Consider the following 21627-nt stretch of genomic DNA (forward strand, 5'->3'; position numbering starts at 1 on the left):
CCGCCACGTGAATGGTCCATGGCAAAGGCCCAGTTCGCCGTAATCTTCGGTGAGCGCTTCATCAGGGCCATGGCGGCATAATGTTCAACCGCCCGCCCGTACACGGAAATCCTGACAGTCCCCGAGCAAGAGATCGCAATCCGGAGTCTTCTCCACGAGCGCGCGCAAGTTCATCATGTCGTCGGTCATCGATGGTTCCTTCGAATCAGGTTGGTGTCAGCAACCCGACCTTACCGGCGAACTGTCGATGACCACCGCAAAGCCGCGCGCTCGCTACGGCGCTGTTGAGGGCGCGCTCGCGAGCGGCTTTGCTACCGCCGAACTACACCACCTGTGGGGACGCGACCGTATCGCGTGTCAGAGGCGTTGAATTACTTGGGAAAAAGGCTCTTCAGGGAACGGCAACACGCGCGTCGATGCAGCCTGCCAACGCGGCGTCCTAATCAAGGCACGCTCCGTCGCCTCGATCCGTTCGATCCTCAAGAACGGTCTTGATCGGGCCTTCCTCGACGAGACGCCCGACCACCAACCCCTGCGCCACGGCAACATCCGCGGTCAGGGCTATTTCCACTGAACCATGGAGTTCTCAATGCTCGCCCATCCCACCGATGAACGGCTGATCGCACTCGGCTTGACCGGAATGGCCAAGGCCTTCGAGGAGCAGCGACGATCACCGGATCTCGATGCCCTGTAGTTCGAGGAGCGCATCGGGCTTTTGTCGATCGCCACGGCCGAGCATCGACCATCGTCACGAGCCAAATTCCCGTGGAACTCTGGCACGACGTCATAGGCGATCCCACCCTCGGTGACGCGATTCTGGATCGCCTCGTTCACAACGCTCACCGCCTTCAACTCACCGGAGAAGCATGCGAAAACACAGTGCCCGCGCCCGCCCTCTTGACGGCGCCTCAAACACCTGAATCAATGAACACGTCGGTCGAAACGGCCGCTCATGATCGCGCGAAATACCTGCTCACGATCAAATGAAACGAGCGCTCACCATCGCCTGCACGACCCATTCATCATTCTGTTCAAGCAGCAATTCGCCAACGAGGCGGACCATGGCATCGTGATTGGGGAAGATGTTGATACCTCGGTCCTGAGTTCGATCTCGCCGTGAGGCGCTCGATCGGGTTGATGCTGTACAGCTTGAGGCGGTGGTCATGTACGCGAGCACGTCGTTTTCGGCCTCGTCCATGATGGCGGCGAGCTTCGGCACCTTGGGCCGGATCAGGTCGGCCACGGCGGGCCATTGCACGCTGCAGCCTCGGCCGTCTCCTGGGCGAAGGCGGTGGCGATGAAGCCCGAGACGACGCGGCGGCCGCTGTTGCCGGCATGCGTCAGTAAATTCCTCATGAAATGGGCCTGGCAGAGCTGCGAGGTGGCGCACGGCATTCGAAACCGCCGCCTTGATGCCCTCATGGGCGTCGGAGACGACCAGCTTGATGCCGCGCAGTCCGCGACACGTCAAGTTGCACAAAACTCGGTCCAGATCGGCTCGGATTCCAAGCGGCCGATCTCCGTGCCGAGCACCTCGCGCCGGCCGTCACGGTTGACGCCGACGGCGATGATGACGACGACCGACACGATGCGCCCCGCTGCGGCACACCTTGAGGTAGGTGGCGTCGATCCACAGGTATCGCCAGTCGCCCTGAGCTTTGATTGGCAGGCGCTTTCGTGAGCGACGAGCAGTGCGTCAACTACCAGATGCCGTAGTATCGGCGCTTGCCCGAAAACTCTAGGAACGATTTTCACGTGCGGTCCAGAAGAGCTTTTCCCCTCGATCAACCAAATCTTGAGCGTATGAACGTGATAGCGGCCGAAAATCCAGGGAGTAGCTCTTGCGGGTAGCCGTCGCGCGGAACGATAATTGGGCGTGATCAACCGGTTCGGTCAGCCTTGTCTAGAGGAATACGACCGTGAGGCGGTCGAAAGCGTGGTGGCGGCATCGCAAGAGGGCGACCATCCCCCTCCATGAGGCCAAGCCACGCCAGTAGATCAAGAGCGATTGAAAACAGCCCTTATCATCTGTTGCGGCGACTAGCGCGGTGGCCGTCAGATCGCCAATGCCAGGGATAGTCAGCCGTCATCATCGCCAAGGGGCGGCAATTCGCTAGCGGCGTCCAGCGCCTGGGTCCGCTGCCGTTCAGCGCTTCGCCGCGCGGTCTGCTGCACGTTGCGTATTCTCCGCCGTCGCATGGCGGAGTGGCATGGCTGACGGCGTCACCGTGCCACTATTTGCAGGTTCGTAAACGGGAGGTTGAGTGATGCGGCATACTGACTGGCGCTCTCATGCGGGCGCCACCTTCACTTGTGAGAAACAACCGGCGACCGGATCGCGTGGCATGGTGGTGACCAATCACCCGCTCGCTTCCGCGGCGGGGGCGGAAATGCTGGCTGCCGGCGGCAACGCGATCGACGCTGCCATCGCGGCCTTATTCACCCTTTCGGTCGTCGAGGCGATGATGGTGGGGGTGCTGGGTGGGGGTGTGGCTCACATCCGCCTCGCCAACGGCACGCATCACGTGCTCGACGGCATGAGCACCGCACCTCTTGCGACCGGCCCCACCCCCTACACGCCTGATCCGAAGGCCGCGCCCGGCACGATGGACACGATCGGCCGCCGCAACGCCGTGGGCCCCACCGCGGTCGCCGCCCCCGGCAGTCTGCTGGGCTGGTGCGAGGCGCTGCGCCGGTTCGGCACGTTCTCTTTGGCCGACGTCAGCGAGCCCGCGATCCGTCACGCCTCGCGTGGCTTTCGCGTGACTCCCTATCTGCAGGAATGCGTCTCCGAGTCGGCGTCCGATCTCGCCCGCGATGCGGAAATCGCCAAACTGTATCTGCCCGGCGGCATGCCGATCCAGCCCGGCACCCGCCTGGTCACCGGCGAATATGCCGAGACGCTGCGATCGATCGCGCGCGAGGGCCCGGACATCCTGTATGGCGGAGAACTGGGACGTCGCTATGCGGAGCACATGGCGCAGGAAGAGGGCTTTCTGACACTCGAGGACCTGACGGGCTATCGCACCGTGGATCGCGAGCCCCTGCGCGGGCTTTATCGAAGCTATGAGATCGTCGGGCCGCCGCCGCCATCGTTCGGCCCTGTGCACATCATTCAGATGTTGAACATCCTGGAAGGCTACGACATCGGCGCGCTCGGCTTCGCGACGCCGGACACGCTGCACCTGCTGGCCGAAGTGCTGAAGATCGCTTTCGCCGACCGGGCAGCGGCGTCCGCCGATCCGGCGTTCGTCCAGGTGCCGGTCGACAAGCTGCTGTCCAAGGACTATGCAGCGGAGTGCCGCGCGCGCATCACGATGGACCGCACCCAGTCATGGAGCACAGGGGTGGCGCCTGGTGAAGGCGCGCACACCACCCATCTGACGGTGGCGGACGGGTTCGGCAACGTCGTCGCCAGCACGCATTCGATCAACTCCTTGTTCGGCGCCCGCTACATCGTGCCGGGCACCGGCATGATCCCGAACAACTATATGTTCGCATTCGATCCGCGTCCGGGTCGCGCCACCTCGGTAGCGCGCGGCAAGCGGGCCACCTCGTCGATGTCTCCGGTGATGGTGCTGCGCGACGGCAGGCTACGTTACGCGATCGGCCTGCCTGGCGGGCTGCAAATCTTCCCCTCCGTGACGCAAGCGCTGTCGAACCTGATCGATCATGGCATGAGCGTGCAGGAGGCGGTGGAGGCGCCGCGGCTTTGGACGCGGGGCTATAGGGTGCAGGTCGAGGATTCGGTCCCGGAAGGCGGGCTCGCGGCATTGCGCCACCGTGGCCACGATGTGGCGGCGGTTGGCAACATTGGCTGCGGCATGAGTGCGATTCAGTTCGATACGGACGGCACGATGATTGGCGCCGCGTGTTGGCGCGCCGACGGTATGCCAATTGGGCTCGGCGGTGGGTTGGCGCGACGCGGCGTATGGTTCAGGCCGGACCAGGCGCGGAGCTGAGCGCGGCCAGCGTCTGGGCACGCGGCGCCAATGATCGGGTCAACTCCATGCAAGTGGCGAGATCCTTGAAGAGGCCCTCCTGAACAGTTCTTTACGTCTGCGTAGAACGATCGCACGAAGCAGTCTCGCGCAGGCTCTGAGTCACTGACACGTTCATCGGAGCCGCCTTTGCCGTGCATCAATGGGAGGAGGCTTAATGAGCGAACGCGCCACCGCGCTGGCCAACGCACTTGGGCCGAAAGGCTGGCTGACCGGTGCGGATGTGGACCCTCTCAAACGCGACTACAGGTGCGGCGTGGCGCCTATTGACGTCGGCCAAAACGGATGAAGTCGCGACGGTCGTTCGTCTATGCCGGGATGCCGGTATCGCGATCGTTCCGCAAGGCGGGAACACGAGCCTATGCGGAGGATCGGTCGCTCATGCGGCAGAGGGCGTGATCTGGCCTCTGCCGCCTGAAGACGCCTCTTGCCGACATGAACCGAAGCAAAGTCGTGCGTGCCTTGATGCGACATACCAAGGCGGCTTTCGATCCGGGAGCGCTGATGAAAACCGCGTTATGGTGGGAACCGGACGATAAAGCAGCACTTTGCTGTGGGCCGTATTTCTATTTCACCATCGCTCGACAGTGCAGATCTCCTGGTTAGCCCCTATCTTGGCGACTAACAATACGCGTCAAGGTATCGCCCAGCTCCAAAGGACGAATGCCGTGATCCGTAACGGAGCCAAACTCGCTGATCGCGCTTGGCGCTCGCAAGTGCTTTGGCGTGCCCCGGCGAGAGCTGCCTCGCAGTTCTGAAATGCTGTGCGCGACACGGTGGGACATCTCGACTACGTGCTCTGTCGCAACAAAGGCGGTGCAGGCCTCATGGCTTCGGCATATGGGAAGGTGGCCGGCTTAAAGGACATTCGCTTCGTGACGCGAGGACCGGGCGTCACCAATGTTAGCATCATCGACTGGGTCGGCACGGGTATCAAAGGCAGCGAGAAATTTCAGGAGATCGGCTATCGTACCGTGTTCGGAAAGATGGAACGAATCTCACGGCACTATCAGGTCCATTCCGCGCAATCGCTAGAGCGCTGATCGGCGGCGTCAATCTGCTTCCGGTGAAGCCACGGGCGGCCTGATCGACATCGCAGGCGAGCATGACAGTCACCCTCCTTGTTGCCAAGGCGACAACTCCGCGCAGCATTCACGCCAAGTTCTGGCGACGCTGCCCGCTCCATTCCCGTTTCGGCGATTTCCAATATCGCGACGGCCTCGATCTCTTGATAAGCCGAAAGCACCGGGTGCTCGAGATAGGTGAGCTGTCCTTGGCCAAAACTGCGGCAAGCTCGACGTTCCGGCTTGCTCGGCGCGTCCACATGGCCGGAAAAATACGGCGATCGCAATCGAGTTCGTGGACGTCGCCGAAGGAAGCACCAACGGTCAGCAGATTTTGCTTTGGCCAGGTCGGGGGTAATTTGAGCTCGGAGATTTATATTATATGAACCGTCATATCAAAAGTGCAATGAAAAACACCCTGTGCAGAACAAATGTCACATAGTGGTTGCTTCTGTCCATAAGAACGCAGTGATCCACTAAAGATAGATCTGCTGTTTTTAAAGCGAGCGTATCATCTGTGCCACTACCGAAAATGGTAGCTAGATCGGACTGATCGTCAGGTACACTTTTACTCCCAGCAGAGGTTCCGATCGGAGAAAGCAATGTATCAGCTTCTGACCCATGGCGGGGGTACCGGCAATGTGGCCGACAACATTCTGAATGCGATGTTCCGGCTGCTGCTCAGGGTTGAACGTTGGAAGTCGCATGCCTCAAGCGTTGTCGGAACGGAACATGACCGCTTCAACCTGGCGAATACCGTATATTTGACATGCTGGGACAAGATCCGCAAAGAAGTCGCCGCCAGCGCCCGGCTACTTCGCCCAACCGGGACCACAACAATCGGTGATACCCTTGTTGCCCTGCTTGCCGGAAAGCCGGCACCGCCTTCCCCAAGGCTCTGGGAAAGCACGTGCTTTTGCTATCGATACAAACGCCACCCACCTTCTCATCAGGAATCGGATCAGCCTGCCGGTAGTATTGCGGTTGGCGGGTGTTTGGGAACTCGGGCTCGCGGTGGTCTATACGGCTCGGTATTCGACTCTCGCATGAAGAGGATCCTAGAAACGGCGGGCGTTAGGATCATCCCTCTCGATGGCCCAATGAATTTTGGGAACCGCACAACCTTCGCAAGCTGCTTTCCGGTCACGGCCGCCATTCTTGGACCTATTCGTCGCGAAGCTCGCTAGATACCCAGGTGATGAAAGTATCCCATCCGAAACGCGAGCCCTGTTCCGATAATCCGGGGTCTCGTCTCGCAGCAAATCACATTTCAATGTACCTGACGAGGAAGTGATATGTCGATCCCTAATTCTACCCATCCCATCGGCCCTGAAGGAACCGGGACGAGCATCACGTCTAGAGGACTTATAGAAGCGGCCGCCGATGCAGTTTGGAGGCCATACATGTATCACCAGACGTTCGACGGGGCAGATGCGGCTGAGATTATCGCCGAGGACGCGCAGCGGCCAAGGGTTCATTCTAGCGACGCTCTTTGTTGCGGCACATTCGGCGAGTTGTTGCAAGGCCAGTTACCGGTCGGCTGGTTTCCTCGGGACCCTCACTTCTTGGTCACGATGCCCATCGCGCTCTTTGCGCGAGCTCACTTCATGCCGATTGCAGGCACACGATCCGTAACCGTTTATCCTTCACATAAAGTCAAAGCAAAACGACTGGCTGAGAATCTCGTGACTGCGCTCGGCCTCTCAGGAGGATTCCTCCTTTTGCAATCTGAACTCCCAGAAGGCAAAGGGCTGGCGAGTTCGTCTGCGGATCTTGTTGCGACTGCACGGTCAATCGCCTGCTGCTTCAAGCGTAGAGTCCAGACATCGTTGATCGAGAAGCTAATGGCGGAGATCGAGCCATCCGACGGGGTGATGTACCCTGGCGTGGTCGCATATCAACAGCGAGCATGTAGCCTTCTCTGCTTCCTTGGGCAAATGCCGCCGCTTGCAATCGTTGGTATCGATGAAGGGGGGACGGTCGAAACCGTCGACTATGATCAACGGCGAGGTGAGATCTCCGCCAGTCACAGAGCAGAATATCACCAATTACTCGACCGCGCACGGATAGCAATTCCGCGGAGTGACACGGCCACGATAGGCAGAATAGCTACGGCCAGCGCGCTCATGCATCAGGAGCGGGCCCCAAAGGAGCATCTGAACTCGATGCTGAAAGCATCCGAGGCCACTGACGCTCTCGGGGTCATAGTCGCGCACAGCGGCACAATGATTGGAATCCTGCTTGATCGAATGGCGGCTGACTTTCCACGGAAGCTTCGGTCGGTGCTCACCCATGTATCACCCTTCGACAACTCGCCAAAAATATATCTGACCATGACCGGCTGCCGGTGAGGTAAGCAATATGGACGCTGTTCGCAAACGCCTGCCATTCTCCGGCTATTCCGATGCCTATGCTCTCCCCAACATTATTAGGTGCGAGACAAACCTTTATCTTGCGCAGTTCGCGTTCATGAAGCTTCTCCCTGCCAAGTACATCATTGAGCAAGCGCTGGCTCGAGGGACTTTGACGCATGGCATGAGAGTTCTCGAGACCTCCAGCGGAACCTTCGCCCTGGGTTTGGCCGTAATTTGCCGCGAACGTGGATTCCAGCTCGAAATCTTCACAGACCCGGTGATGGACAAAGGCCTGGAAAACAGGTTGATCTCCTTGGGAGCCGAAGTCTTCATAATAAATGAAAAGGCGAAGCAGGGTGGCTATCAAAGAAGCCGGCTGGACGCATTACACGCTAGGATGAGACAGTTGGGCCACTCCTGTTTCTGGCCCCGACAATACGAAACACCGGACAACCCAGCAGCCTATGAGCTTTTCGCCGATCAAATATCGGCGATGTTGGACGCCGACGTAACTTTGGTGGGTTCTGTCGGATCAGGCGGCTCTACTTGCGGAACGATAGGGCGCCTCCGCCAAAAAGCCCCTGGTGCGCGCCTGGTCGGAGTGGACACTTTCAATAGCGTCATTTTTGGCCAACAGGATGGCGAACGAAAGCTGCGGGGGCTTGGGAACAGTCTTGTCCCCAAGAACGTGAAGCATCAACTGTACGACGAGGTGCATTTCATCTCGGCTCCGCTCGCATTTGCTGGAACGCGAACCCTCCACGAGCGGCACGCTGTTTTCGCCGGTCCGACCTCCGGAGCGAGCTACATCGTTGGCCGTTGGCGCGCTCGCCAGTATCCAAGAGAGACCGTAGTCGTCATATGTCCTGATGAAGGCCACCGCTACGTCAAAGCTGTTTACGACCATAACTGGCTCAAGCAGAACGGATGTCTAAATGAAGGTGTTCTGCTGGAGGCGCCGGCAACCGAAAATCATCCCTCGACGGCTCTCCCACCATGGAACCGATATCATTGGAATCGGAGAAGCCGGGAAGCTGTCCTAAACGTGCTGGAGAATGCTTCATGATGAACCGAGGTAGCTTCCTTTTCGTGGAAAGCAACACGACGGGCACTGGCGAACTATTAATGAAGCGGGCCCGAGTCCTGGGCTTTGAGACCTACCTCGTTACGCGCAATCCCGCGCGCTATCCGTTTCTTAAGGACTCCGTCGCTCATGTTATCGAAGCTGAAACGCGTAGTCCGGATGAACTCATCGGGGTCGCCGCCAAATTAAGAAGGCTGGAAGGAATATATTCATCGTCGGATTATTTTGTGGAAGCAGCGTCAAGTGCCGCGACGGCGATTGGGCTGCCAGCAGCGAATCCAGGGGCTATAGCCACATGCCGAAACAAATGGAAGCAAGCGGCCGAGTTGCAGCGACAATCAATCACGATCCCTGAAACTCGGCTGGGCACTTCCGTCAGAGACGTCGAGAATATTCTTGCCCAAGCTACTCTGCCGGTGGTCGTCAAGCCGGTGTCCGGAAGTGGTAGTAGTGGCGTGAGGTTGTGCGATAGTGCCGCAGCCGCCATCAGGGCGTTTGAGAGTGCAAGGGGCGCACTGCTCGATCAAGTGGATCTGCCCAGTCCCGACATCCTAATCCAGCAATATATAGAGGGAAAAGAATACTCTGCAGAGATAATTGCTTACGATGGGGCGCTGCATTGCCTTGGAATTCTTGCCAAACACAAGGGGCCGGCACCCTGCTTCGTCGAGGTAGGGCACGACTTCCCGGCGCCGCTACCGGGGCCATCCCTCCAGGAACTGGCCTCTTTTGCCGCAGGCGCGGTTTCGGCTCTGGGCCTGAAGTTCGGACCGGCTCATGTGGAGTTCGTGATAACGGAGTCGGGCCCCGTCATCATCGAGGTCAACCCCAGGCTAGCTGGAGGAATGATTCCAGTCATGCTTTCGCACGCCTTGGACACGTCAATCCTTGACATGGTGATTAGACTTTACGCGGGAGAAGGGTTCACGCCTCCGCGCGCGGGCGCAAGGGCGGGAGCGATCCGTTTCCAACTCGTGCACAAATCCGGGAAGCTAAAACGCCTGGGCTTTTCTCGAAAACCAGACCCGACAACGCCCGAGGCGGGTCTTCTGAAATCTGAGGGGGAGGAAATCCAAATAAATGGCGACTTTAGAGACCGGGTAGCCTACGCCATAGGCGTCGCTGATGAGCTCAATGCCGCCGCCACGGCAGCTCAACGGATGATCGATTCCATCGTGATCGATATCGAGGCGGCTACTGGCGAATCGGACAACAAGCAAGTCGCTGGGTCAAGCCAGGCCAGGTGGAACCTACATCCCGAAGCGATGAAGTTGCTCGCCCCGCCTATCGACATCTCGCGTGACGGTCGCCTTCTGCGGCACCAGGCGACCATAGACGAAGCACATCTGGTGATGCTCGCGGACCAGGGCTTGGTCAGCCAGGCAGCCGCTGCCGATCTCCTAAAGCACATCTTGGATCTCCAGGACGAGGGCTTTCAGTCTTTGGAGGGCCGCGATGCTCCACGTGGCCTCTATCTTGCTTATGAGGCCGAACTTGCCACCAGAGCTGGCCCGGAAAAAGCCGGCTGGCTGCACCTTGCGAGGTCCCGCAACGACTTGAACGCGACCATTTCTCTCCTAGTCCTTCGGGAAGCCGCGTGTTCCATCTCGCAACAGATAGGAACTGCACAAGATGCCCTGCTTCAGCGAGTGGAGGAAGCATCGAGACTTGTGGGTCCGTTATACAGTCAGTATCAGATCGCACTCCCAGGATCGCCAGGGCACTACCTGCTTGGCGTCTTCTTCGCTCTGGGTCGCGAGCGCCAGCGCCTTCATTGCCTGCTGGAAGACATCAGGAACTGCCCTATGGGAGCTGGTGCCGGCGGAGGCACCAGCATGCCTATAGATCCCTTGAAGACCGCAAATCTTCTGGGATTCGCACTGACGTCATTCAACTCACTTGATGCGGTCGCAAGCCGTGACCATCACCTGCAAGGGCTTTCGCTCTTCGCTGGCGTTTCAATTTTGCTCAGCCGTGTGGCCCAGGACCTGCAGGTTTGGACGACGCGGGAGTTCGCGCTCATCGACGTTCCTCACAATCTTGCTGGCGGCTCTTCCATGCTCCCCCAAAAGAAGAATCCGTTTCTGCTTGAACACATCAAGGGGTCGGCAAGCACCGTGATCGGCGCGTATGTTTCTGCGGCAACGGCAACCTGCAAATCGCCTTTCAGCAACTCGATCGAAGCAAGCAACTACGGCTGCTCTTCGCTGGGCCTTGCAGAAGATGCCCTGAAGCGGGCCATCACCCTCACATCGCTTGTGGTGAAATTCATGTCTTTCAACGTGCGGTCGATGCGTGAAAATCTGGAAGACGGCTCACAGATGACGGCCGTCGCCGCCGAACGGATGGCGTCGCGAGGCATTCCTTTCAGAAACGCCCACACGCTAATTGGCGAGATCGCGGAACGCCTGTCTCAGGATAGCTGCGTCGCGGAGCGCCGAAGCGAGCTGGCCAGCCAACTCGCCGATGTGTTGCCGGCGAGTCTTGAAGAGTGCAGGGACGCTCTGCGGTTCGGAGGAGGGCCCGCTAAAAGATCAACCGACGACCAGATTTCCGTAGCAAAAATGCTTTTTCGGGACACGCAGCTAAAATGCGCGGACATTCGGGAACGCTGGGCGCGCGCCGAGATGCACCGCAAACAGAGGGTGCAGGAACTCGTTGTTAAGCATCAGTCCACTTGAGATTTAGATATATTTGGATAGCGTCAGCCGGCGGCGCCCCCGTGACCGAGCTTCAGACCGACGGGTATCGCCATGAGCTGGCGCAACGCGAGAACAGTGGCGGTGGTGATCCCCGCACTGGGTTCGCTTGCCGGAAGGAGGCAGCTGAGCCGCGCCTCAGCGCTCCTCGAGGCGCGACTGGCGACGGGTCCATGAGGTGGCCGAACTCGGATTCGGGCCGAAGTCAACGGCCGGCTGCGGTGCATATGGAGCACGGCTCGCTCCGCATCTCCGATGGGCTTTCGCGAGGCTATCAATTCACACGTGCTGGGTGCCTTGGTCGATGCCGGCTTGATGCTGCGAGAGGATGCTACAGCGTACCCGTCCGGTGAAGACCGCAGGCGTGCGTATCCGGCGGCCATGAGCACTTGAGCACCGTGATGCTGGGGTCAAGTTTTCGATGGGGAGACGCGATGATATTCTTCGAGGAGGAGTTTGACTTCCTCGATGCCTTCATCGGTTAGATCCCGTCGTCATCGTTGGCGCCGTAGACCCAGACGACGCCGTCCTCGGGCTCGAGACCGAGGGTCAGGTCGTGGATGAGCGCTTCGCTGACGCCGAGGTCCCCGGCGACACGGTCGACGGTGTAGACGTGATGCACCTTATTGCGCTGCATGATCAGGCAGCCGCTGGTTGGGTCCGCAGTTTTGCGGATCTCCAATTCCACGGCAGCAAATCGTCGATCCGCTGTGCTGGGTGGGCTGCGATGCGCGCCAGGATATCGGCGAGCCAGGCCTGAGGGTCGATGTCATTCAGCTTGGCGCTGACGATCAGGCTGTAGAGAACGGCAGCGCGCTGTCCCGCCGCGATCGGAACCGCAGAACAGCCAGGACTTTCTGCCGAGAGCGATGCCGCGCAGGGCTCGCTCGGCTGCATTGTTCGATAGGCAATCCGTCCATCGTCGAGGAACCGGGTGAAGGATGACCAGCGGCGCAGCATGTAGTTGAAGGCCTTGCTCAGATCGTGTCCGCGCGAGAGCTTGTCGCGCGTCTCGATCATCCAGCGCTCGAGCTCGGTGACCAGCGGCAGGCTGCGCTCCTGGCGCACGGCGTGGCGTTGTTCTGGCGACAGGCCGTTGATCTCGCGCTCGATATCGAACAGGGCATCGATGCGCTTCACGGCTTCAACCGCTAGCGGGTAGACCAGGTTGGGCTTGTCGCCGCGCGCCTTCTTGCGCGCCGCCGCTTCGATATCAGACAGCTCGAACACTTTGCGCCGGCTGTGGGCCCAGCAGCTGGCTTCCAGAATAGGCGCCGGCTGACGGCCCGCCGCATAGAGATCGCCATAACCGCCAAAGGCATCGGCCTGCAGAATGCCGCTCCAGCCGGCGAGATGCGCCGCGGGATGTTCGCCTCGGCGATCGCGGGAATAGTTAGAACACCACCGCCGGCGGATCGGCGCCGCCGAACGGTCGGTCATCGCGCACATAGGTCCATAATCGGCCGGTATCGGTCTTGCCCCTGGCCAGGACCGGAACCGTCGTATCGTCGCCGTGCAGACGTGAAGCGGACAGCACATGGGCTTCGAGCCGCTTGAACAGCGGCATCAGCACCGCGGCGCCGGCGCCGACCTGGTCGGCGAGCGTCGACAGGCTGCGCGGCACGCCTTCGCGGGCATAGCGTTCAGCCTGATGGTTGAGCGGCTGATGCTGGCCGAACTTCTCGAACAGGATCATCGCCAGCAGGCCAGGCCCGGCCCAGCCGCGCGGGGTGGCGTGGAACGGCGCCGGAGCCTGGCTGATCGCCTCGCAGTCGCGGCAGGTGAACTTCTCCCGCACGTGTTGGATCACCTTCCATTGCCGCGGCACCACCTCCAGCGTCTCGGTGATATCCTCGCCCAGCTTGCGCAGCCGATGACCGCCGCAGCAGTGGCAAGCGGTCGGCGCCGGCTCGACCACGCGTTCGCGCGGCAGATGCTTTGGAAATGGCTGGCGCGCCGGTCGTTTGCGCACGTAAGGCGCCACCTCGGTGGTCAGGGCCGCGGCCTGTTCGGCGGCGATCTCGTCTTCCGTCGCCGTGCTCTCGAGTTCCTCGAAGGTGAGCTCGATCTGGTCGTGCAGGCGGGCTGAACGTTCAGAACTCTGACCATGCAGCGCCCGCTGCAGCTTCCGGATCGTCAGATCCTGATGTGCGATCAGCGCCGCATCATCCGATGCCTTGGCCCTGGCGACCGCCAGTTCGGCCTCGACCAGCGCAGCGCGCGCGGCCTCGTCTTCGGCTCTGGCCAGCGCCGCGCTCAGCGCTGCTCTCAGCGCGCCAATATCGTCCGGAACAGCATCCTGGGCGGTGGCAACCATGCCCGGGAGTGAATCATAAAACGCCTTCGCTGACTCGCGGAAAATGGCGCAAACTCAAAGAAAAACTCAGCCCGCGCGCTGGGGGCGGAACGTGTGACGCGGGTTGCGCCAATCGATCCCGTCGAGCATGTACGCCAACTGAGAAGGCGATATGGAAACCGTACCATCCGCTGGCGACGGCCATAGAAACCGGCCCTTCTCGAGCCGTTTTGCATACAGCGACATGCCGAGCCCATCATGCCAGATAATCTTGATCAGATTGCCGCTGCGGCCGCGGAAGACATAAAGATCGCCGGCATGCGGGTCCCGGCCCAACGTCTCCTGAACCTGCAGAGCGAGGCCCTGCATCCCGCGACGCATATCGGTCCGGCCGACCGCCAACCAGATCCGCACCTGGCTCGGAACCGGGATCATGAAACGCCCAGCGCCTTCACCATCGCCGCCGCCAGTGTCGGCGGCGTGGTCAGCGGAATCCGCAGCCGCACCTTGCCGGCGATCTCCAGCTCGATCACCGCTGGGGGCGCCGCCGGCACCGAAGCGGCGACAGGCTCATCGGGAACCACGACAACTTCGGCAAAGCCCGTCTCGCGGGCTCTCAGCGTGCGGCGCCACTTATAGATCAGGCTGGTCGCGACATCGTACTGACGCGCTACCGCCGCCACCGTGGACCCAGGCGCGAATGCCGCGGCCAGTATCCGGCACTGATCCTCTTCACGCCAACGACGACGACGCTCAGGCCCCGTCAATAACGTCACATGGCTCATGCTGTGTTGCTAACTACGCTCGTAAGGACGACCTTAAGAGCACAGCCTCGCTACCGTGCCATGCTCGCGCAAGGCGGTCCTCGCCGGAGGCGTACGCTACAGCGAGGTAGTTAGAAGATGTACCGATCGCCGGCGTGCGGATATGGATGTCAAAATGGGGTTGAACCGGTTGTGTGCGTCAAGTTCTGCAAAAGGGGGCGACCATAGTGCTGGTCATGCGGCTTGGCGTAGAGCGAGCTTCTTGCTCGCGCAGGTCATCCATGTTTCTGTAGCGGTTGGCCTCCATCCAGTTTTCGTTGGTCTCGACAGCCAACGCTCTGACCAGGCGCAGGCAGCTTTCGGTGTTGGGGAAAATGCGCACGACATAGGTGCGCCGGCGGATTTCCTCGTTGAGCCGTTCCAGCATGTTGGTCGACTTGAGGTGCTTGTGGTGCTGACGCGGCAGTCTGAAGAAGGTCAGGGTCGTTCGATGGCACCCTCGGGCCAGCCTGTCAGGTGCGGATAGCGAGGCGACCATTTGGCAAGCCATGCAGCGAGATCGGCCTTGGCCTCGGCAAGGTCGCGTCGGTCGTAGAGCCAGCGCAACTCCTGCAGGCAATCGTCGCCGTGCTTCCTGGGCAAGTGATCGAGCGCGTTCCTGAGGAAGTGGACGTAGCAGCGCTGCCATGCGGCTTCGGGGATGACTTCGCCGATCGCCGCCACGAGACCTGCATGGTCGTCGGATACGACCAGATCGACGCGCCCTTGAGGCCGCTTTGCTTGAGCCCGACGAGAAAGTCCTTCCAGGCGGATCGGCTCTCGCGACTGGCTATTTTCACGGCCAGTATCTGGCGCTTCCGGCTCCAGCCTCCGATGCTGCATCACCCATGCGGCCCCCGGCGAACAACCATGCTAACGCCGGATCGAAGCGCGCCACCTCCGCTCCTGCTCGGAGGTGAGAGGCCCGTGATTGCTCCTATTCGCCAAGGGCCGGAAATGGTGTGATCGACCAATCGATTAAGTCGACAGCACACAGAAGGATCGCCTTGGTCTGATCTAGGCTGGTTGAAGCGGCGATGACATATCCGATCGAGTCAAGGTAATCGCCTTTCCTGACGATCGGCGTCTTGGGTTCAACATGCAATTTGACCTCGACAACACCTGGTACGGCGGCCGCGCGACTGTCACCATCGATCCAATCGAGGATGCCATCGCGATCAGGAATTAGGAGCCGCTTAGCCGCAGTCTGCGAATACCTTTTGCGCAAGTCCCATTCCTCACCGATGACAAGCTTTATGTGCTCGGCGACGAGATCAACACCGTGTGCCGACTGAACCAGTTGAGACTCCCCACCCGAAAGTCGTGGATTGACTTCAATGACGACTGGGCCAAGCTTCGTCCACCGGAACTCAATGTTCGTTGGCCCCCAGCCAAGATCGAGAGCTCGCAAACAGCTCAGCGAAACATCGGCGATACGCTTATACTCGTTATCAGTCAGCGGGGCCGGATGGGTGTACTCACGAAAAACGAAATGGGGTGGTGGGCCGAATTCAGCGACACCAATCGCAATGACCTCATTTCCCATTATGTTAGCGCCGTAGTATGGGCCTTGTGCGAATTCTTCGACCAGTATTCTCGGCGAAGACCGCCATATGTGCTTTCCGCCCAAAAGATAGGTCGTATGTTCGGCTAACTCTTCGACATTGCGGCACAAGCGGACACCGCTGCTGCCGCTGCCGACGGCTGGCTTAAGAACCACCGGCAGGCCGATCTCAGCAGCAGAGCTTTCTACGTCCGTCGCATTGGTTGCCAAGCGGTAAGCAGGTATTGGAACGCCGGCCTCCTCGAGAAGCTGACGTTGAACGAATTTGTCGCAGCATCGTTCAATCGATGCGGGGTTCGGTCCCGGTAGATCGAAATGCCGACAGAGCTTGCCAACCGTCGCATAGACCTCCTCCTCGGCGCTCGAAATGCCAGCAATGTCATACCTCGCACCTAGCCGCGAACATTCACGGATCAGCGCGTCGAGATCGTCTGTATCGACACGGATTGCCTGAATTCCTCCCGCCGCAATGTAGTCGTATTGAGCTGGATCAGCCGATAGGGTAATTGGATGAAGACCAAGACGCTGGGCCGCTTTCACGTATAGCAGACCATTGGCCCTAGTGCCTTCAACCAGGACGAGCGCTCTTCTTGCCATTGGCTGCTATCTCTCCGTTGCGTGCTTTGCGGCGGTCCGAGCTATGCCCGACCTCAGACTTTGTGGTGAATGTACTATTGTTAGCGATTTGCGGTCGCCAAGATTCTGTAAATTTAGGTGAATGAACTGTAGCAAAACTGAATTGATGGGATCCTTGGTGGAGATGAGGCATTGATAAGCCTGATGTCGGCCCGCGGCGGCATGACCAGAGTACGATGCAGCCGGGTTTGCCTGGGAGGTAGATGGCCGCGCGGCAATGTCGCATCACGCCAGACCGGCGCCGCCGACCAAAGCATCGGCTTGCTTCAACAGGCGCACCAAGACCCGGACGGCGTCCCACAACAGGCTGCTGTCGCTCGGTTCGCGCATCAGTGCTGCTGTGACAGTGCTGTCCAGCCGCACCACAGTGCCGTCTTCCAGCTTTGCCTGCCTGGCGTTCTACAGCAACGCCCGATTGATCTCTCCCAAGTCTCAGGCCGGATCGCACTGATCGTCTTTTGCAACACCGACATCTGTGGGCTCAATGACCAGGGCAGACGTGCAAAAGCCCGAAACCATGCCGAGTCCTCGAGATGGAAGGCAAGCTCCTGGTAGGTCAGCTGAGAAGCGCGCAACGCAGCACCGCTTCGACTGGCAGCTCTTGTTGGCTTGTTGTCCGGTCGCCTTGACGCCATGCCGACCCAGATCCCGCGCCACCCAGCCAAGCAGATCGCCATGCTCGTCCAGCCATTGCGGCATGGCCTTCAGCTCGTGGCCGATCTCGTGCGTGGCGAAAAGATCGAATATGCTGGTTTGGACGGTGCGTTCTTGGCGCATTGGCGGCTCCGGCAGGACTTTGGGATCAGTAGCATGAGACCAAATTATTACCTGAAACCGCTGGATCTTGCCCATTAAAAGTCGCGATTTAACCAATAACATCAAAAGTTTGTCGTTTTTTGCGGTGCGGCGATCAGGATGAGATTCGGCGTCAATAAAAGGGTTCTTCCGCATATTTGGTGCAGGTTGCGGGATTCACGGACGGAGCGAATAAGTTCATAGAGTCGGAATCGCAGTCGACGCCGAGATTTGCCCGTGCTCCATGCCTTCCGCTCGCGGATTTGACCCGAGCTTTCGATTGTCAAATTCTCCTGCAGGCCGACAGGGTGGTGCTTGTGGCCCGGCCGAAGGCGATGGACTCGTGCTGTCCATGTTGCGGCCACCGAACACGCTGCGTCCACAGTCACTACATGCGCCGGTTGAGCGCGATCTGCCGTGGCAGGGTCGGATTGTCGAAATCCAGCTTCACGCACGACGGTTTCGATGCGCCGATCCACAATGCCAGCCGCGGATCTTCACCGAGCGATTGCCGGAAACGGCACGGCCGAAAGCGAGACGCACCTCTCGCCTCGGCGAAAGCCAGCTGGCGATCGGCTTCGCGGTCGGCGGCGAGCCCGGCTCGCGCGCCTGTCGCGCAAACTGGCCATGCCGGTAAGCGGCGACGCGCTGTTGCGGATGATCGGTGCGGCCGGGTTCGAGCCGCCGCAAGCGCCGCGTGTGGTCGGCATCGACGACTGGGCCTGGCGCAAGGGGCAGCGCTACGGAACGATCATCTGCGATCTGGAGCTCAATCGCGTCGTCGATCTGTTGCCGGATCGAAATGCCGACACGGTCGCATCATGGCTGGAACGCCATCCTGGCATCAAGGTCATCGCGCGCGATCGTGCCGGCGTCTATGCCGACGGCGCCCGTCGCGGTGCGCCCGATGCAACGCAGGTCGCCGACCGCTGGCATCTTCTCCAGAACCTGGGCGAAGCGTTGCGTCTGGCCAGTCGGCCGCCATCGAAAAGCTGTCAGCGCCGCCGGAAAGGCCATGGCGTTCGAGATGGCCGGAAACGACGACGCCAGGCTGGAACCACCGGGTAGAAACTTCCCCGAAACTTGATTGCCTGCGCCGGTCGAGGCGCAACCAGCGCAGTGAGCTCTATGCCGAATTCCTTGATTTGCGGGAGGCCGGTCTGTCGCAGCGACTGATTGCGCCCCGGATTGGCATGAACGTGAGAACTGTCGAACGCTGGCTTGCAGCGGGCGGTGAGCCGGAGGACCGGCGGCCGCCCGCGCGCTCCGTTCTCATGGATCCTGTTCGCGATTATCTCGAAAGACGCTGGCATGAAGGCCAGGGCAACGGATTGCAATTGTGGGCCGAACTCAAGTGCCGCGGCTTTGAAGGTAGCAAGGCGACCGTCTACAGGTGGTCCGCCGCCCGTAAGGAGCGGTCATCGATCGCTTCACCAATTCGCGGTGGCGGCCGCCATCGCGCCGGAATTGTGAATGGCTCCTGAGCGAAGACCCGACATCTCTCGATGAGCAGACCAAGCGGTTCGTTCACCATCTCCATGAAAATGCGCCGGAGCTTTCGATCGCGGGCGAACTGGCCCGCCGTTTTGCTGCAGTGATACGCGGCGACGATGATGCCGGCCTCGAGCAATGGATCGCCGATGCCACGGGCAGTGAGCTGGCCTCCCTTGCAGCAGGCATCGGCCGTGACGGCAATCACCCAGCCCTGGAGCACAAGCCCGGTCGAAGGCCAGATCAACCGCCTCAAGACGATCAAGCGCCAGATGTACGGGCGCGCCGCCTATCCACTCCTCCGGAGCCGACTGCTGGCAGCCGCTTGACCCAACCGGAAAAAGGGACACCCGACAAAGTAGTCCGTGCACCAAATATGCAAAAGAACCCAATCAAAAATGAGACTCGGCGGGGGTGTGACGCAGTAGCGCATAGCCCGAACGGAGTTACACCACCCCTGTGGCGTCACTTCCGACGTCTGGGACCGGAAAACTGAGGTTTCGAAGGTTCAGTGATTCTCGGAGAACCGGATGAACTTCCATGAGAATGCCCGGCTAACGCCGCGTGGTCGAGAGCGAATTGTAGGGCAGGTCGAGGGCGGGCAGACGCCGCCGGCCGTTGCCGAAGCCGCAGCGTCTGCACGGAGATGGTTCGAAAATGCGTTGATCGGCTCGCCGGGAAGGATCGGTGGGCGGGCCCAGTCTCGACTCCGTTCACATCATCAGTGAGAGGGACGACGGCCCTCTCACCAAGCAAGTCGGCAGCGGAATCTTGAGAAGGTGCCTGCGCTGGTCTCGAGCCATAGCTGAGGCCGCGCGGGGACCGAGTGCCCGCTCGAATCGCGCACGCTAGCTGCATTGCGCCGCGGGTCGAGGCGTTCCATGCGATCGATGGTATCTTTGGCGAGTTGGAGCCAAGATCCGCCTAGCAGCAAGCCCCGCAGTCAATTCGCTGAGCGACCGATAGGCCCGTTCTGAATTCGTGATGATGCGCGGTCCCCGTGTCGTGCCTGTTTCTGCTTGTCTGCCCCGCGGCTCGTTGACGCCCGCTTCAAGTTGCCGTCAAACAGTACCTCCTGATCCGGTCGGCCGGACAGCTGGTTTTGGTGCGACGAATGTCGTTCCTCAACCGTCGCGATGTCAATGAGGCCAGAGAGCATGCCGGTGAGAGTGAGAGACGCTCGGCTGATATCGCAATCTCATCCCGCGGTCCTCCAGCGGTTTCTTCGATCGATGGTATGCAGCTCTCACAACGTCGGATTCCGTTTGCGGTAGACCACCGAGGCCGCAACAATGGCCCTCGCCGAACTGCGGGTTCTCGTAATCGCCCGCCGGATCATAGATCATGCCGAACCCCTGCATGAGCTTTTGGCTCGGTGCGTTCGCCTTGGCTGTGAAGGCTGCGACCTCCGGCAGACCGATTGACCAGGCGTAGTCGAGCCATGCCCGCGCGCCTGCCGACGCGAGTCCTTTGCCCCAATGCTTCCTTTGCGAGCACCCATCCCATTTCGACGAGCGGATGGCTGGGAATTGTCGCCTGCCCGCCTCGGAGAGAACGCCGAGCCCGGCCATACCGATAAGCTCGCCGCTGCCCTTCAGCTCCGTCGCCTGGAAATGAAACCGTTGGTCCGGGCACGCTCGATCGCAACGTCGATCTCGACATTCGTTTCCTCGGCCGTCAGCACCTTGGGATAGAACCGTCTGACGTGCGCATCACCGTAAATGCTTGCCATTGGGCTCCGGTCATTGCCCTCCCAGGGAAGCAATATGTTTGGTCTCAGCCTCATCGGACAAACTCATCCTATTACTAAATGGCGGCAAAGCTTGGCCAACAACCCGCATTACTTGGCGACGGCTTTCACGCCGGCTTGACGCGACATCTCCGCGAGATGAGAACAAAGGAATCTACAATTCGATAATTCCGAAGTTTACGGCTTTTATCGCCGCGAGCGTTCTGCTGGAAACGTCCAATTTTTGCTTCGCATTTTTTATATGGAAATTTACAGTATTTACTGATATACCTAGGATCTTTGCCATCTCCCACGACGATTTACCTCTTGCCGTCCACAGGATACACTCTTTCTCTCTTAGAGAAAGGTGGGGAGCCTCCTCGCGGCCACTCGAACTCGCGAACTTCGTGACCCTCAGATGGATATGAAACGCGGCAAGTTGCAAGTAGGTGATTGTTCCATTTTGGAATTCGCGGTCCCAGGATTGAGCGAAGCTCATGATCGCAAAGCTGCCGTCAGGGCCGTGCAATGGAACACTAATGCCTGACCTTAAGCCGAACGTCGCAGCCTCGTCGAAGACGCGCCGTTCGTCTTCAGTCGTGCTTGTGTCATTGTAGACTTCGCTCCATCGAAAGGCGCCTGCCCGCTTTCGACTCGTCTTGATGATAGGGGCTATCTTATCATAACCCATTTCGATACAGCGCTCCTGCCATTCATCGGGATAATTCAGCATAACTGCCGGATAGCGTCGGACCGGCTTAAAAAACTTCTGACCGGGTGTAAGAAGGCCATAGGCGGTCCACGGGCAACCAAAATTCAGGGCAAAAGCAGATAACAGATTGAACAACTGCTCAGATTGCGCAGCACCATCAGTCTGGTCGAGAAACCGGCCGAACTCGATCGTAAACGCCTCCCTGGCTGAGTACGGAAAATGCACCGACGGGACCAAGGAAAACTGGTCGGACACTCTGGTTGCCAGCCCTCGAAGTTGAGTGACCGCAGTTATCGGCAGGCGTTCCATAGTCTCAGCTCCGCAGCCATTTGCGCTGGATGTCGTCACTGGTGCATAGGTGCACAAAGCTGCCGGTTGCTAGGCTGCGGCTCTGGGCGC

At 59.8% G+C, this 21627-nt stretch carries 18 protein-coding genes and 6 pseudogenes; 12 read left to right on the forward strand and 12 right to left on the reverse strand.

What is annotated here, in order from left to right; all coding sequences use genetic code 11:
- Positions 1-400: 400 nt before the first annotated feature.
- Positions 401-574 (forward strand): annotated as a pseudogene (locus tag JQK88_RS33335) (IS21 family transposase); the annotation flags it as partial.
- 146 nt (positions 575-720) lie between these two features.
- Positions 721-987, forward strand: a pseudogene (locus JQK88_RS37660) (ATP-binding protein); the annotation flags it as partial.
- Here the strand turns inward: JQK88_RS37660 and JQK88_RS37665 are convergent.
- Positions 980-1755 (reverse strand): annotated as a pseudogene (locus tag JQK88_RS37665) (transposase). The pseudogenes JQK88_RS37660 and JQK88_RS37665 overlap by 8 nt on opposite strands.
- 512 nt (positions 1756-2267) lie before the next feature.
- Between JQK88_RS37665 and ggt the strand changes: the two are divergent.
- From ggt to JQK88_RS33385, 9 genes are all read left to right on the forward strand, one after another.
- The gene (gene ggt, locus JQK88_RS33350; protein WP_203280812.1) at positions 2268-3962 is read left to right on the forward strand and encodes a gamma-glutamyltransferase; all 1695 of its coding nucleotides are present in this window, start codon (positions 2268-2270) and stop codon (positions 3960-3962) included.
- Between the two features lie 196 nt (positions 3963-4158).
- A complete protein-coding gene (locus JQK88_RS37075) occupies positions 4159-4290 on the forward strand; it encodes a hypothetical protein (protein WP_281434922.1) in 132 nt (43 codons plus the stop codon).
- A complete protein-coding gene (locus tag JQK88_RS37920) occupies positions 4268-4540 on the forward strand; it encodes an FAD-binding protein (RefSeq protein WP_512699817.1) in 273 nt (90 codons plus the stop codon). The genes JQK88_RS37075 and JQK88_RS37920 overlap by 23 nt, the downstream gene beginning before the upstream one ends.
- Positions 4541-4765: 225 nt before the next feature.
- Positions 4766-5044 carry a thiamine pyrophosphate-binding protein gene (locus JQK88_RS33360; protein ID WP_203280814.1) on the forward strand — a complete coding sequence of 93 codons (279 nt, stop codon included), beginning with the start codon at positions 4766-4768 and terminating at the stop codon, positions 5042-5044.
- A 62-nt stretch (positions 5045-5106) separates the two neighbouring features.
- Complete coding sequence (locus JQK88_RS33365) at positions 5107-5451, forward strand: hypothetical protein (RefSeq protein WP_203280816.1); 345 nt, start codon at positions 5107-5109, stop codon at positions 5449-5451.
- Positions 5452-5667: 216 nt separating this feature from the next.
- A complete protein-coding gene (locus JQK88_RS33370; RefSeq protein WP_203280818.1) occupies positions 5668-6252 on the forward strand; it encodes an acyl-homoserine-lactone synthase in 585 nt (194 codons plus the stop codon).
- A 216-nt stretch (positions 6253-6468) separates the two neighbouring features.
- On the forward strand, positions 6469-7416 hold the full coding sequence (locus tag JQK88_RS33375; RefSeq protein ID WP_246750156.1) for a GHMP family kinase ATP-binding protein: 948 nt from the start codon (positions 6469-6471) through the stop codon (positions 7414-7416).
- Positions 7417-7426: 10 nt separating this feature from the next.
- Positions 7427-8485, forward strand: coding sequence for a cysteine synthase family protein (locus tag JQK88_RS33380; RefSeq protein WP_203280822.1), 1059 nt, complete (start codon positions 7427-7429; stop codon positions 8483-8485).
- Positions 8416-11184 carry a lyase family protein gene (locus JQK88_RS33385; protein ID WP_246750157.1) on the forward strand — a complete coding sequence of 923 codons (2769 nt, stop codon included), beginning with the start codon at positions 8416-8418 and terminating at the stop codon, positions 11182-11184. Before JQK88_RS33380 ends, JQK88_RS33385 begins: the two co-directional genes overlap by 70 nt.
- A 499-nt stretch (positions 11185-11683) precedes the next feature.
- On the opposite strand, the gene JQK88_RS33390 is transcribed toward JQK88_RS33385, so the two are convergent.
- The 7 genes and pseudogenes from JQK88_RS33390 to JQK88_RS33420 all read right to left on the reverse strand — a co-directional run.
- On the reverse strand, positions 11684-11839 hold the full coding sequence (locus JQK88_RS33390; protein ID WP_246750158.1) for a hypothetical protein: 156 nt from the start codon (positions 11837-11839) through the stop codon (positions 11684-11686).
- A 2-nt stretch (positions 11840-11841) separates the two neighbouring features.
- A pseudogene (gene tnpC, locus JQK88_RS33395) lies at positions 11842-13519 on the reverse strand (IS66 family transposase).
- 66 nt (positions 13520-13585) lie between these two features.
- The gene (gene tnpB, locus JQK88_RS33400; RefSeq protein WP_192244588.1) at positions 13586-13933 is read right to left on the reverse strand and encodes an IS66 family insertion sequence element accessory protein TnpB; all 348 of its coding nucleotides are present in this window, start codon (positions 13931-13933) and stop codon (positions 13586-13588) included.
- Positions 13930-14283 carry an IS66-like element accessory protein TnpA gene (tnpA, locus tag JQK88_RS33405; RefSeq protein ID WP_246750159.1) on the reverse strand — a complete coding sequence of 118 codons (354 nt, stop codon included), beginning with the start codon at positions 14281-14283 and terminating at the stop codon, positions 13930-13932. The genes tnpB and tnpA overlap by 4 nt, the downstream gene beginning before the upstream one ends.
- A gap of 213 nt (positions 14284-14496) precedes the next feature.
- Positions 14497-15128, reverse strand: a pseudogene (locus tag JQK88_RS33410) (IS256 family transposase); the annotation flags it as partial.
- A gap of 110 nt (positions 15129-15238) precedes the next feature.
- Entirely contained in the window at positions 15239-16462 is a 1224-nt protein-coding gene (locus JQK88_RS33415; RefSeq protein ID WP_203280824.1) for an ATP-grasp domain-containing protein, read from the reverse strand.
- A gap of 273 nt (positions 16463-16735) precedes the next feature.
- Positions 16736-17278 (reverse strand): annotated as a pseudogene (locus JQK88_RS33420) (ISNCY family transposase); the annotation flags it as partial.
- Positions 17279-17923: 645 nt separating this feature from the next.
- Here JQK88_RS33420 and JQK88_RS33425 point away from each other — a divergent pair.
- Entirely contained in the window at positions 17924-18364 is a 441-nt protein-coding gene (locus JQK88_RS33425; protein WP_203280826.1) for a transposase, read from the forward strand.
- 319 nt (positions 18365-18683) lie between these two features.
- On the opposite strand, the gene JQK88_RS33430 is transcribed toward JQK88_RS33425, so the two are convergent.
- From JQK88_RS33430 to JQK88_RS33445, 4 genes are all read right to left on the reverse strand, one after another.
- The gene (locus JQK88_RS33430) at positions 18684-19043 is read right to left on the reverse strand and encodes a hypothetical protein (protein ID WP_203280827.1); all 360 of its coding nucleotides are present in this window, start codon (positions 19041-19043) and stop codon (positions 18684-18686) included.
- 883 nt (positions 19044-19926) lie between these two features.
- The gene (locus JQK88_RS37670; protein WP_203280837.1) at positions 19927-20385 is read right to left on the reverse strand and encodes a GNAT family N-acetyltransferase; all 459 of its coding nucleotides are present in this window, start codon (positions 20383-20385) and stop codon (positions 19927-19929) included.
- Positions 20382-20519 carry a hypothetical protein gene (locus JQK88_RS33440; protein ID WP_203280829.1) on the reverse strand — a complete coding sequence of 46 codons (138 nt, stop codon included), beginning with the start codon at positions 20517-20519 and terminating at the stop codon, positions 20382-20384. Before JQK88_RS33440 ends, JQK88_RS37670 begins: the two co-directional genes overlap by 4 nt.
- A gap of 172 nt (positions 20520-20691) precedes the next feature.
- Positions 20692-21537, reverse strand: a complete 846-nt coding sequence (locus JQK88_RS33445) for a LuxR family transcriptional regulator (protein WP_203280830.1) — start codon at positions 21535-21537, stop codon at positions 20692-20694.
- Positions 21538-21627: the final 90 nt, after the last annotated feature.

The organism is Mesorhizobium caraganae (assembly GCF_016836705.1).
GTDB classification, from domain to species: Bacteria; Pseudomonadota; Alphaproteobacteria; order Rhizobiales; family Rhizobiaceae; genus Mesorhizobium; species Mesorhizobium caraganae.